The 12,641-nt window shown below is 60.5% G+C and carries 9 protein-coding genes and 1 riboswitch; of the genes, 7 read left to right on the forward strand and 2 right to left on the reverse strand.

Going from position 1 to position 12,641, the window contains the following annotated elements; translation table 11 throughout:
• Positions 1–33: 33 nt before the first annotated feature.
• From ACIX9_RS26900 to ACIX9_RS10880, 7 genes are all read left to right on the forward strand, one after another.
• Positions 34–1,899 (forward strand): cytochrome c biogenesis protein DipZ, encoded by a 1,866-nt coding sequence (locus tag ACIX9_RS26900; RefSeq protein WP_013580534.1) that lies wholly within the window; start codon positions 34–36, stop codon positions 1,897–1,899.
• Between the two features lie 45 nt (positions 1,900–1,944).
• A complete protein-coding gene (gene msrB, locus ACIX9_RS10855) occupies positions 1,945–2,529 on the forward strand; it encodes a peptide-methionine (R)-S-oxide reductase MsrB (protein ID WP_013580535.1) in 585 nt (194 codons plus the stop codon).
• Positions 2,530–2,575: 46 nt separating this feature from the next.
• Entirely contained in the window at positions 2,576–3,658 is a 1,083-nt protein-coding gene (locus tag ACIX9_RS10860) for an aromatic ring-hydroxylating oxygenase subunit alpha (RefSeq protein WP_013580536.1), read from the forward strand.
• Positions 3,659–3,693: 35 nt separating this feature from the next.
• Positions 3,694–3,764, forward strand: a riboswitch (Fluoride riboswitch).
• A 53-nt stretch (positions 3,765–3,817) separates the two neighbouring features.
• Complete coding sequence (locus ACIX9_RS10865; RefSeq protein ID WP_232298696.1) at positions 3,818–5,107, forward strand: voltage-gated chloride channel family protein; 1,290 nt, start codon at positions 3,818–3,820, stop codon at positions 5,105–5,107.
• 4 nt (positions 5,108–5,111) lie between these two features.
• Positions 5,112–5,333, forward strand: coding sequence for a hypothetical protein (locus tag ACIX9_RS10870; protein WP_013580538.1), 222 nt, complete (start codon positions 5,112–5,114; stop codon positions 5,331–5,333).
• Positions 5,334–5,417: 84 nt separating this feature from the next.
• Positions 5,418–6,707 carry a sugar MFS transporter gene (locus ACIX9_RS10875; protein WP_013580539.1) on the forward strand — a complete coding sequence of 430 codons (1,290 nt, stop codon included), beginning with the start codon at positions 5,418–5,420 and terminating at the stop codon, positions 6,705–6,707.
• A 30-nt stretch (positions 6,708–6,737) separates the two neighbouring features.
• Positions 6,738–7,874 (forward strand): SIS domain-containing protein, encoded by a 1,137-nt coding sequence (locus ACIX9_RS10880; protein ID WP_013580540.1) that lies wholly within the window; start codon positions 6,738–6,740, stop codon positions 7,872–7,874.
• A 6-nt stretch (positions 7,875–7,880) separates the two neighbouring features.
• Here the strand turns inward: ACIX9_RS10880 and ACIX9_RS10885 are convergent, their stop codons facing one another.
• Together ACIX9_RS10885 and ACIX9_RS10890 are read right to left on the reverse strand one after the other, a co-directional pair.
• The gene (locus ACIX9_RS10885) at positions 7,881–10,187 is read right to left on the reverse strand and encodes a GH92 family glycosyl hydrolase (protein ID WP_013580541.1); all 2,307 of its coding nucleotides are present in this window, start codon (positions 10,185–10,187) and stop codon (positions 7,881–7,883) included.
• 78 nt (positions 10,188–10,265) lie between these two features.
• Positions 10,266–12,632, reverse strand: coding sequence for a (Fe-S)-binding protein (locus ACIX9_RS10890; RefSeq protein WP_013580542.1), 2,367 nt, complete (start codon positions 12,630–12,632; stop codon positions 10,266–10,268).
• Positions 12,633–12,641 lie beyond the last annotated feature (9 nt).

Below are 12,641 nucleotides of genomic sequence, written 5' to 3' on the forward strand. Positions count from 1 at the left end.
CTTCAGTAGTTGAACAAGGAGTTGGTGAGCATCATGCTTTTGCTTTTCCTGGCGTACTTCGGTGGCATTCTCACCATTCTCAGCCCGTGCATCCTCCCGGTGCTGCCGTTCGTCTTTGCGCGCTCCGACCAGCCCTTCCGTAAGAGCGGTCTGCCGCTGCTGACGGGCATGGCCCTGACCTTCGCGCTGGTCGCCAGCCTGGCCACCGTGGGCGGTGGATGGGCAGTGCGTGCGAACCAGTTCGGTCGGGGTGCCGCGCTAGTTCTGTTCGGGATCTTTGGGCTCACACTGCTCTTCTCATCGCTGGCCGAGCGCGTCAGCCGTCCGATCGTTCAGCTTGGCAACCGCCTCTCCCGAACCACGGACGACGGGCCAAGCATGGCTAACTCATTTTTGCTGGGCATTGGGACCGGTCTGCTGTGGGCACCCTGCGCGGGGCCGATCCTGGGGCTCATCCTGACAGGCGCGGCTCTGGGCGGCGCGAGTGTTCATACGGTCTTTCTGCTGTTGGCCTATGCTGCGGGTGCGGCGACTTCCCTCACCCTTGCGCTGCTGGCCGGGGGCAAGGTCTTTGCGGCGATGAAAAGCTCGCTGGGTGCTGAGGAGTGGATTCGCCGCATCCTGGGTGTTGCTGTTCTGGCGGGCGTGGTTGCGGTGACGTTTGGTCTGGATCGCGGAATTCTTACGCGCCTGTCCCTGTCCAGCACGGCCAACCTGGAGCAAGGGCTTCTGGACCGTTTTCATCCGCAGAAGGCCGAGACCGCGACGAAAGACGAGGCAATCGCGCCCAGTACCGCGATGATGGCCGGAAGCGGCGCGATGATGGCTGGAAACCAACCCGCCATGGCAGCCAACAATGCCATGATGGCGGCAAACCAGCCGGCGATGTCAGGCAATAACGCCATGATGGCGGCTGGCGGCGCTCCTCCGGCGGCGGACACTGTGCCAACGGGCGATCTATCCGGTGCGACGGCGTGGATCAACTCGCAACCACTGACGCTGGCGGCGCTCCACGGCAAGGTGGTTCTGATCGACTTCTGGACCTACTCCTGCATCAACTGTCTGCGGACGCTGCCTTACATCAAGGCCTGGAACGAGAAGTACAAGGACAGCGGACTGGTCGTCATTGGCGTGCATACGCCGGAGTTCCCGTTTGAGAAGGATGAGTCCAACGTCAGGAAGGCCGTTCGGGATCTTGGTGTGACCTATCCCGTCGCCATGGATAACGACTACCGCATCTGGCGCAGCTTCAACAACGAGTACTGGCCCGCGCACTACTTCATCGACGCCACCGGCAAAGTGCGCTATCACCACTTCGGCGAAGGCGGCTATGAGGAGTCCGAGAACTGGATTCGCAGCCTGCTGGAAGAGGCCAATCACAAGCCGCTGCCGGGGAGCGCGACGCAGATCTCGGCCTCCGGTGCTGAAGCGGCTGCGGACTCAAATGATGTGCAGTCGCCGGAGACCTACGTCGGCTATCACCGGGCGGAACACTTCGCTTCTCCGGGCGGCTTCAACCAGAACGAACCGCAGGCCTATGAAGCTCCCGCGACGCTGAAGCTGAATGAGTGGGCGTTCGCCGGGCAATGGCAGGACGAGCGCCAGATCGCTACGTCGCTGGCTCCGGCAAGCGCCATCGTCTACCGCTTTCATGCGCGTGATCTTCACCTGGTGCTGGGGCCGTCAAAGGCTGGCAAGCCGATCCGCTTCCGAGTCACGATTGACGGGAAAGCCCCCGGCGCGGATCATGGCATGGACACGGACGCAGATGGCTACGGCACAGTCACCTCAGACCGGCTTTACCAGTTGATTCGGCAGCAAGGAAAGGTGCAGGATCGTACCTTCCGCATCGAGTTTCTCGTCCCCGGCGTGCAGGCTTACTCGTTCACCTTCGGATGAAAACATCCGTCCAACTACCGTGATCGTATTTATAAGGGAGTTATCATGATCAAGAATCTGTCTTCGCAATCAAACTCTTCACAGCGGCCCAGCCGCCGCACGTTTCTCTTTGCCGCAGCCAGCGTGGCAGGCGTTGCCGCCTGGCGTCCTTCTTTCGCGTTCGCAGCCGGGAATCCACCGACCGTGACCGTGGTTCAGTTCTCCGATGCCGGCAAGCCGGTTGGGAAGACAGCCGTTCCGCGTGTGGTTCGGACCGACGCTGAGTGGAAGCAGAAGCTCGCGCCCATCTCCTTTGAGGTCGCTCGGCGTGCGGGCACGGAGCGTCCTTACAGTGGCAGCACCTGGAACAACCATGACAAGGGCTTCTACCGCTGTATCTGCTGCGACAACGCGGTCTTCAGTTCAGAGACGAAGTTTGAGTCAGGCACCGGCTGGCCGAGCTTCTGGCAGCCCATCGCCAAGGAGAACATCGTCGAGATCAACGATGGCAGCATGGGCATGGAGCGCACCGCAATCTCCTGCCGCGAGTGCGATGCACATCTTGGCCACGTCTTCGACGACGGCCCCCGTCCGACCGGGCTGCGTTATTGCATGAACTCGGCTGCGATGCGATTTGTAAAGACGGCTTAGACGATTGCCGATTGATTCGCGGGGTCGCCTACGCTCATAATGATGCATGGCGACCTCCACCTCCTTCATCCCTGCCTCTGATCTGCTGGTCGCTGACGCGCCGCCCCGGTCGGTGATGCCTCGGGACTGCACGTTTACCGAGTCTGACTGGAGAGCGCTCGCTCCATTCTGGTATCCCGTTGCATTTTCCCGTGAGGTCACGCATCAGCCCTACGCTTCACGCCTGCTGGATGAGCGTGTGGTTGTCTATCGGCTTTCGGATGGAACGGTCGCCGCGGCGCGGGATATCTGCTACCACCGTGGGGTGCCGCTGAGCCTGGGCCATGTGGAAGGCGACGAGATCATCTGCAAGTACCATGGCCTCCGATACGACAAGGAAGGCCGCTGCGTCTGCATTCCGGCGCACCCTGGCGGTGCCATCTCGCCGCGGCTCCATCTGGATATGTACCAGGCGCAGGAGCGCTACGGCCTGGTCTGGGTTCGACTGGTGGACAACGGCCCGCTCCCGCTGCCGGAGATGAAGGAGTGGGACGAGCCCGGCTACCTCCAGGTGCTCCCGGACAGCGTCTTGATCAACGCTTCGGCGGGGCGCCAGATGGAAGGTTTTCTGGACGTCAGCCACTTCGCCTTCGTCCACAAGGACAGCTTCGGTGAGCCGGATAACCCGGTCGTCCCTGACTATAAGGTGACGAAGACTCCGCAGGGATTTGTTGCCGACTACATCAGCAGCGTCAGCAACTACTCCCATGGCTTCAAGCACCTGAACCCGCCCGGCTTCCAATGGCACCGCCGCTTTGAGGTCTTTCGACCCTTTGTCGCGAAGCTCACCGTGGAGTTCCCTGGTGGCGGTCTGCTGCACATCATGAACGCGGCGTCGCCGGTCTCCGCACGCAAGACGCGCCTGTTCGTTCCCATCTGCCGCAACTTCGATCTCGACGCACCCATAGAAGCGACGCTCGACTTCAACTATCAGGTCTTTGCCGAGGACATCGCAATCGTCGAACAGCAGTTCCCGGAGGACCTGCCGATCGACCTGCAGGCTGAGGCGCACTTCCCTGCCGACCGAAGCTCCATCACGTATCGCAAAGGGCTCGCGGAGATTGGACTGGGCCGAACCTACACGGCCTGATTGACCGAGGATTCTGCATCCTGCTATCGTTTGATCACAATCCTGGCGATGGGGTTCGCCTACGATGCCCGGCTGTAAAGCCGGCGCTGATGACTCCTACATCTCGTAGGAGGACTCTTGCTCAAAATTCGCCAAACAACATCTGAACAGCTTTCCCTGTTGATCGAACTTGCCCGCTGGATTTCAATCTCCGCCCTTGTGGGGATCATGGGCGGCTCTGCTTCGGCGCTGCTGCTTATCTCACTGAACTATGCGACCGACCTGCGCGAAAAGCATGTCTGGCTGATCCTGTTTCTGGCTCCGGCCGGCTGGCTCGTGGGCGAGATGTACAAGCGGCTCGGCACTTCGGTTGAGGCGGGCAACAATCTCATCCTGGAAGAGATCCACAGTCCCACCGCGACCATCCCAGTCCGGATGACGCCTCTGATCCTGATCGGCACCTTCATGACCCATCTCTTTGGCGGGTCTGCAGGACGTGAAGGCACGGCGATCCAGACTGGAGCCTCGCTCGCAGATCAACTTGCGCGACCGTTCCGCCTGTCTCCGCGCGACCGCCGCATCCTCCTGATGGCGGGCATCAGCGCGGGTTTTGCGTCGGTCTTCGGGACGCCGCTGGCCGGTGCCATCTTTGGCCTTGAGGTCCTGGCCATCGGCACTCTCAGCTATGAGGCCATCGCGCCCTGCTTCATGGCCGCGTTCGTCGGGGACTTGGTGACGCGGGCCTGGAAGGTCCATCACACCGTCTACACCGTGACTGATGTCCCCACCATGAGCATCCGCGGCGTCGCCTACGCCATGATCGCCGGTGCGATCTTCGGATTGGCAGGCATGTGCTTCGCCAGACTGACCCATGCGGTCTCTCACCTCGCAAAGAAGTACATTGTCAACCCTCCGCTGCGTCCTGTCGCCGGCGGTCTGCTCGTGACAATTGCAGTCTTCGGGCTCGGCACATCTCACACGCTGAAGTACATCGGCTTGGGAATCCCGACCATCGTTGCAGCGTTCCACTCCAGGCTGCCTGCCTATGACTTTGCCGCCAAGTCCATCTTCACCGCCATCACGCTCGGCGCGGGCTTCAAAGGCGGAGAGGTCACCCCACTCTTTTTTATCGGCTCCACGCTGGGCAATGCGCTCTCCCGCCTGATCCCGCTGCCGTCCTCGCTAATGGCCGGGATGGGGTTCGTTGCGGTCTTCGCAGGCGCAGCCAACACTCCCATTGCGTCCACGCTCATGGCAGTCGAACTCTTTGGCGGCGAAGCCGGTGCCTATGCGGGGATCGCCTGCGTCATCAGCTACCTCTTCTCCGGTCATGCCGGGATCTATAGCTCGCAGCGCGTGGGACAAAGCAAACATCTGAGCCGCGCTGAGGAAGAGGGCCTGCCCCTGACGCTCGTCGCCAAGATGCATGACGCGCCGGAAGAAAACACCGCGCCGCTTCATCTAAAATAATCAGATGGCTTTCCCAATCAAAGTTTGCGCTGTCTGTTCTGAAGAGTTTGAACTGAAGCCCGATAAACCCGGCTTCGCCAATCGTTGTCCCGAATGCAGCGCCCCCAAAGAGGAAGAGCCAGCCACCAAGAAACGCATGGACGCCGACGAACGCAAGAGCCTTTCTGAAGCCAACGAGGCACGCCGTACCGCCATGCGAGAGCTTCTCTACCGCAAGGATCGCTGACACCTGGCGTTGAAAAGAAACGCTCCGCGCACCAGTGAATGATAAAGTTTCATCTCCGGGCCTGAAACTCGGGATGGGGGATCGATGGCTGCTGCTACAAGCCTGCAAACGGGATCACAGACAACCAACACCCAGGGCAGCTTCGCCGTGCCGCTGACGCTGATGGTCTCGTTGTACTTCGGAATCGGCTTCATCACCGCGTTGAACGATATCCTTGTTCCCCACTTCAAGGATCTCTTTCACCTCTCAAACTTCCTCGCGCTGCTGGTGCAATTCGCCTTCTTCGGCGCGTACTTTCTGATGTCCGTACCCTCAGGCTGGATCGTCGGCCGGGTCGGCTATAAGAACGGCATCGTGCTCTCACTTGCGACGATGGGTTGCGGCCTCCTGCTCTTTCTGCCCGCCTCCATCCTCGTCTTCTATCCGCTGTTTCTGTTTGCGCTGTTCGTCGTCGGCAGCGGACTTGCACTGCTGCAGGTGGCCATCAATCCGTATATCGGCGCACTGGGCCGGCCGGAGACGGCTGCCGCCCGCCTCAACATTGCGGGCTTCTTCAACTCCCTTGCCGGCACCAGCGCACCCAAGGTGGGCGCGGCGTTCATCTTCATCGCGGCAGGAGCCAGCGCAGCGCAACTCGCCGCCTCTGTCCGCACGCCGTACATGATTCTCGCGGCTCTGGCCTTCTTCATGGCCATTCTTACGAGGTTCGTTCCACTTCCCCGGCTGCTGGAACCAACCGCCGAAGCTGCCGCCGAACCGCTCGACGGCAGCGCGTGGCAGTTCCGCCATCTGCGCCTGGGAGCTGTTGCCATCTTCCTTTACGTGGGCGCTGAGGTTGCCATCGGCAGTCTGCTCATCAACTACCTCGGCCAACCGTCGATGGGCAGCATGACCCACGCAGCCGCTGCCCGCTACGTCTCGTTCTACTGGGGCGGCGCGATGATCGGGCGCTTCATCGGCTCCTTCGCCCTGCAGAAGATCGACGCCGCCAAGGCCCTGACCTTCGTCGCCATCCTGGCCTTCATCACAGTGGCCACGGCAGTGTTGGCGCACGGAATGGTGGGCTCCATGGCCATCGTCGTCTGCGGCCTCTTCAACTCCGTGATGTGGCCCTGCATCTTCCCTCTCTCTGTCAAGGGCCTTGGACGTTTCACCAGCCAGGGCTCCGGCATCCTCATCATGATGGTCGTTGGCGGAGCCGTGATCCCGGAGATCCAGGGCCTCCTCGCCGATTCCTTCGGCTACCAGAAGAGCTTCCTCATCGTCCTCTGCTGCTACGCCTACCTCATCTACTTCGGCTTATCCGGCCATCGTCCCCAGCAGAGTGTCGAGACCGCATCACAAACGACGATTGCACCACCAGAGCTCGTCTGACCCTAAGCAACCAGCCCCAGGAAAGAGCGTATGTCACAGCAAGATAGCCCCACCCCGTACCCACATTGGATGTTGCGCGAGATCCACGAACAACCTGACTCCCTGACCGCGACACTGGACCGCTACGTCGGCCCTGACGGTTTCCGTGAGGAGGTCTGCCAGCCCATTCGTACATGGCTGGTAGCGGCCAACAAGGAGATCGTCATTGCGGCCAGCGGCTCCAGCCGCCACGCCGGCATGATCGCAGAGATCCTCATTGAAGACATCTGTGGCACGCCTGTAGACGTCGAGTACGCAAGCGAGTACTGCTACCGCCCGGAGCGCGCCACCAAGAACGCCGCGCTGCTCGTCATCTCGCAATCCGGCGAGACAGCGGACACCCTGGCCGCTCTGCGCAAGGCCAATGAAGCCGGCCACCCCACGCTAGCCATCACCAACGTCATCAACTCCACCATGGCTCGTGAGGCCAGCGCGTCCTTCTGCACACTGGCTGGCCGGGAGCGAGCCATTCCCGCCACCAAGAGTTTCACCGCGCAGCTCCTCAACCTGCAGCTTCTCTCCCTGCTCGCCGCGGAGTCGCAGCAGGCAATCGACGCCGCTGAGCTTAAGACGCGCCTCGCACAACTCGCCTCATTGCCGGACACGATCAAGGTCCAGTTGGAAGGATGGGAGACCGCAGCCCGCGCTGCCGCAGATCACTTCAAAGAAGCCGAGAGCTTTCTCTACCTGGGACGCGGTGTCCACTATCCCGTCGCTCGTGAAGGCGCGCTCAAGCTGAAGGAGTCCGCTTATCTTCACGCAGAGGGCTATCCCAGCGGCGAGCTCAAACACGGCCCCAACGCTCTCGTCAGCGAACGAATTCCGCTCGTGATGATCGCCACCGTGGATCGCTCGGATGCGGACTCGGTTCAGCGCTACGACAAGGTCGTTCAGCTCATGCGGGACATGCGCACGCAAGGCGCGAACATCCTCGCCATCGCCAACGTAGGCGACCAGGAAGTGGCGGCTGTTGCGACCCAGGTCATCTCCGTTGCCGAAGCACCGGAGCCTCTGCTCGCCATCTGCGAGGTCATCCCGCTCCAGATGCTGTCGTACTTCATGGCCATCAATCGCGGCATCGACGTGGACCACCCTCGCAATCTTACGAAGGCGGTCCTCGCCGAATAAGCGCTGCTAGAGCGTGAGCGAAGGCGGTACAACCTCAGGCGCCGCACCAAAGGTGAGGTTTGGCTCAGGACCCATCTGGAAGCTGAGCTTCCCTCCCTGTGCGATGTCGCTGTGGTGGAACCATGCCTTCTGCTGCGGCTCGCCGTTCAACGAGAAGGCCTGGATATAGGCGTGCGCAGGATCGCTGCGCTTCACCTCAATCTCAAGCTTCTTGCCGCCGCCCACATTGACGGTTGCATGCTCAAACAACGGTGAGCCCAGGATGTAATTGCCGCTGACCGCATCGACCGGATAGAAGCCCAACGCGCTCAACAGGAACCACGCGGACATCTGGCCGACGTCTTCATTGCCCTGCATCCCGTCTGGATTCGGAGAGTACATCGTCTCCATCAGGCTGCGTACGCGAGCCTGCGTCTTATGCGGCGCGCCCGCATACACGTACAGGTATGCGATATGGTGCGAGGGCTCATTGCCGTGCGCATACTGACCCACCATCCCGGCGATGTCCGGTGGCGCATCCGCGGGCAGTGTGGATGCAGTCGTGAAGAGTTCATCCAGCTTGGCCAGAAAGGGTTCACGTCCACCAAACAGAGCGATCAGCCCCGCCGGGTCATGCTGCACAGCAAACGTCGTCTGCCATGCGTTTGACTCCGTATAGTCGCGCCACTTCTTCATGTGGCCCATGTCGATGGGGTTGAAAGGTGTTGTAAACGATGCGTCCTGAAGCTTGGGCCGCATAAAGCCGACCGACGGATCGAAGTAGTTCTTATAGTTCGTCGACCGCTTCACCAGCAACGCTGCATCGTCGCTCTTGCCCAGCTTCTTGGACACATGTGCGATCGCCCAATCGTCATAGCAGTACTCGAACGTCTTCGAGACGGATTCATCTTCGAGATCCGCAGGGATATAGTTCATCTTGCGGTAGTAGCCCAAGCCACGATAGTTATCCACCATCGCACGCTTCATCATCACCTGGTAGGCAAGCTGTTCGTCGATGCCCTTGAAGCCTTTGTTGATCGCCTCAGAGATGATCGCGGCCGAGTGATAGCCCGTCATCGTGCCCGTCTCGCAACCCTGCAGCGGCCATACCGGCATCCCCTGCGGGCTCTCCGCCGCCATGCGGATCAGCGTGTTCACAAAATCCGGCACACGTTCCGTCTCAATCAACGTATACGCCGGATGGGCTGCGCGGTACGTATCCCATGCGGAGAAGGTCGTGTAGTTGTGACGTCCGGCAGGCAGCGTGTGCATCTGCTGATCCATGCCACGATACGTGCCATCCACATCGTCAAACAACGTCGGCCCCAGCGACATATGGTAAAGCGCCGTGTAGAACACGCGCTTGTGCGCCTCATTCGCGGAGGTCACCTGAATCTTGCCGATCTGCCGGCTCCACTTCGCTCTTGCGTCGCTCCGAACCTTTTCGAAATTCCACGCGGGAATCTCAGCCTTGACGTTCTTGCCTGCAGCCTCCGCGCTGACGCCGGAGATGCCGGTCTTGACCAGGATCGTCTCCTGCGCCTTCGTCTTGAAGTACATCACGCACTTCAGGTTCTTTCCTTCCAACGCGCCCGCTGGCACTTCCTTGTCATCGCTGTAATAGACGACGCGCGTTGGAGCCTTGGAAAGCTGCATGGAGAAGTAAGCATGCCGCCCATTGCCCCAGGCCTTCGTCACGCGGCCGCCAGTAAACGTATCCGGCCCTATCCGCTTCAACTCCGAAGAGACGACGGTGGGCTTTCCATCATCCAGATAGGCATGCTGCAGGTCGAGGATCAGGTAAGCTTCATCACTCGCAGGGAAGGTATAGCGATGGATACCCGCACGCTCGGTCGCGGACAGCTCCGCGCGAACTTGGTAGTCCTTCAGCAGCACCGAGTAGTACCCCGGCGTCGCCACCTCGTCCTCATGGCTGAAGCGTGAACGGTAGCCATCCTCCGGCTTCTCCCGCGTACCCGGAACGATCTTCGCCGGCCCCGTACCCGCCATCACCAGGAAGTCCAGCAGGTCACCGCAGCCAGTGCCGCTGAGATGCGTATGGCTGAAGCCCATGATGGAGCTATCGGAAACATGGTATCCCGCGCACCAATCCCAGCCATCGTTAAAGGTGTCCGGGCTCAACTGCACAGCACCAAACGGCACCGAAGCACCGGGATAGCAGTGGCCATGACCGCCCGTGCCAATCCGTGGATCGACCCAGCGCAGCACTTCCTCTTCTTGCGCAGAAGGCTCTGCCAACACAGCAGCCGATGAGAGCCATGCAGCAGCACAAACACCAGCAGTCCCCTGAATAAATTCGCGACGTGAGCTCATACGATTTCTTCCTGTTCCGTGCAGACTTCCCTGCAACATGTTTCCTTAAGCCTAACGCAAACGACCCGCCAACAAACCCTATCCCAAACTTTCCGGATCATCCGGCTTCTTCTCCTCAAGCGGCGATCCAGCCGCACGCTTCGGCGTCCAGGTCTTTCGCTTGGGTGCGTCGCTGGAGACCGGCGCAACCGGGGTCTCCTCGGCCTCTTTTGGTGGCACCGAAGGATCAACGGTCGCACCCTTCGGCACCCACTTTTTCCGTGGAGCCCTTTCCGTAGCCGGCATTTCAGCCTGAGGCTCAACCACAGCAGGTGGCTCCTCCACTGCGACCGCATCAGGCGTCACCTCCTCGCTCATAACCATCGCCTCCACCGGCTGCGAAGTCTCCACAAGCGCACTTACAGCCACCTCAACCGGCGACCGCCTCCGCACCCCTTCCAGCAGCAACTCCGCAACATCCTTCACCGCAATCGCATCGGCACCCTTTGAAGGCGTGCTCTCCAGCATGCTCTTGCAGAACGGACACCCCACCGCGAGCACCTTCTCCTCCGCCCCCTCAAGCCGCCGCTTCACCTCGCCAAAGCGGTTGTCCGAGATCCTCTCGTCGCCCGCCTCTTCTTCCTTCCAGAACTGCGCCCCGCCCGCCCCGCAGCAGAACGAGTTCTCCCTGTTCCGATCCAACTCAACCACATCGTTACTGATCACGTTCAGCAAATTGCGCGGCGCATCATAGACCCCGTTATGCCGGCCCAAATAGCAAGGGTCATGATATGTAACAGTCGCTGTCCCCATATCCGCCTGCAGTTTCCCACTCGCCACCAGCGTCTCCAGGTACTCCGTATGGTGCATGACCTTGAAGTCGCCGCCAATCTGCCCATACTCCTTGCCCACCGAGTTCATGCAATGCGGACACGTCGCCACAATCAGCTTCGGCTTCACCTCATTCAGGGTCGCAACGTTCTTGTCCGCAAGCTGCCGATAGAGATACTCGTTCCCCGCCCTCCGAGCCGTATCACCCGTGCAGCACTCCCGCTTACCCAGCACCGCAAAGTCCACGCCCGCATGATCCAGCAACTGCACGAACGCCCGCGCCGTCTTCTGTGACTGCGGATCATAACTCGCCGCACATCCTACCCAGAACAACACATCCGGCGTAGGATTCTCGTCCGTCGTCCTGACCCTCAGCCCATCGGCCCAGTCCATACGCTTCTCATGATTGATCCCCCACGGATTCTGCGTGCGCTCCATCCCACGAAACGCCGTCTGCAACTGTGCCGGAAACTCGCCTTCAATCATCACCTGCTGCCGCCGTATATCGATGATGTCCAGCATCGGCTCATCCTGCACCGGACACACCTCAATGCAGGCCCCGCACGTCGTACAAGCCCAAGCCGCCTCAGCCGAAAGCACCAACCCCAGCAACGGATTCGAACTAGCCTCTCCCTGCTCAAACCCCTTCACATTGCGGCTCAGTTCATTCAACTCCATCCGCTTGTTGATCTCGAGCGCCGAAGGACTCAAAGCCTTCCCTGTCGCGGTAGCAGGACAAACGTCCTGACACCGATTGCACTGGATACACGCATAAGCATCCAGCAGCCGAGGCCACGCCAGATCTTCCAGCCTCTTCGCCCCAAGCTTCGGCTCCTCTGCCTCCATATTCAACTCAAGCGCCGGTAGCACGCCAGAAGACACCGGCCTCGCGACGACATACTTCAGCGGCGCCATGAAGATATGAATATGCTTTGATCGGGGAAAGTACATCAGGAAAGCCAGCACGCTCCCCAGCGCACCCCAATACCCAAACACCTGCCACACATGAGCATCGCCAGGCGTAAACAGATGGGAAAGCAGCGTAGCAAAAGGCTGCAACCGATCCGCCCCATCCTCCGCTATCCTCGCCCCTGCACCAACGGCCCGGCTCCCCACATGAAACAGGATGAACACAGACACAATCACCGAGTCTCGCGTGACGTACTGCTCCTTCACATCCTTATGCAGCAGCGTGCGCTCATTGAAGCTGAAGTCCCTGCGGCTCGGCAGTAGAAACCGCCGCAGCACAAGAGCCACCACGCCCACCAGCACCAGCGCACTCAGCACATCCGCCAAGAGGTTATAAGCCCCACCCGCCACGGTGCCTGATGAGATTGTGAACGGAAAAAATCCTTCTAAAGCATCCACCAGATTGACCAGCAGATAAAACACAAACCCATAGAAGATCAGCGAGTGAAAGGAACTCACCCATGGCCTCTTGCGGAATGTCCGTCGCTGCGTCAGCGTCGTGACCAGCGCATACCAGGCCCGCCCCGGCAGCCGGTCCCAACGCGCATCCGTATCGGCTCTGCCCGCACCGATCCGCCGCCCCAGGCGATAAAACCCATGCGCCCCAATCGCACCCGTCACGAGCGCAAACAACAGAAACGCGACCCTCTCCGGCAAAGAAAGCATCTGTTCCCC

The sequence above is a fragment of the Granulicella tundricola MP5ACTX9 genome, assembly GCF_000178975.2.
Classification (GTDB): domain Bacteria; phylum Acidobacteriota; class Terriglobia; order Terriglobales; family Acidobacteriaceae; genus Edaphobacter; species Edaphobacter tundricola.

Excerpts from the sequence above, each read along its gene's own strand:
- ACIX9_RS26900 (WP_013580534.1), top strand. The coding sequence starts at position 34 with ATGCTTTTGCTTTTCCTGGCGTACTTCGGTGGCATTCTCACCATTCTC.
- msrB (WP_013580535.1), top strand. The coding sequence starts at position 1,945 with ATGATCAAGAATCTGTCTTCGCAATCAAACTCTTCACAGCGGCCCAGC.
- ACIX9_RS10860 (WP_013580536.1), top strand. The coding sequence starts at position 2,576 with ATGGCGACCTCCACCTCCTTCATCCCTGCCTCTGATCTGCTGGTCGCT.
- ACIX9_RS10870 (WP_013580538.1), top strand. The coding sequence starts at position 5,112 with ATGGCTTTCCCAATCAAAGTTTGCGCTGTCTGTTCTGAAGAGTTTGAA.
- ACIX9_RS10875 (WP_013580539.1), top strand. The coding sequence starts at position 5,418 with ATGGCTGCTGCTACAAGCCTGCAAACGGGATCACAGACAACCAACACC.
- ACIX9_RS10880 (WP_013580540.1), top strand. The coding sequence starts at position 6,738 with ATGTCACAGCAAGATAGCCCCACCCCGTACCCACATTGGATGTTGCGC.
- ACIX9_RS10885 (WP_013580541.1), bottom strand. The coding sequence starts at position 10,187 with ATGAGCTCACGTCGCGAATTTATTCAGGGGACTGCTGGTGTTTGTGCT.
- ACIX9_RS10890 (WP_013580542.1), bottom strand. The coding sequence starts at position 12,632 with ATGCTTTCTTTGCCGGAGAGGGTCGCGTTTCTGTTGTTTGCGCTCGTG.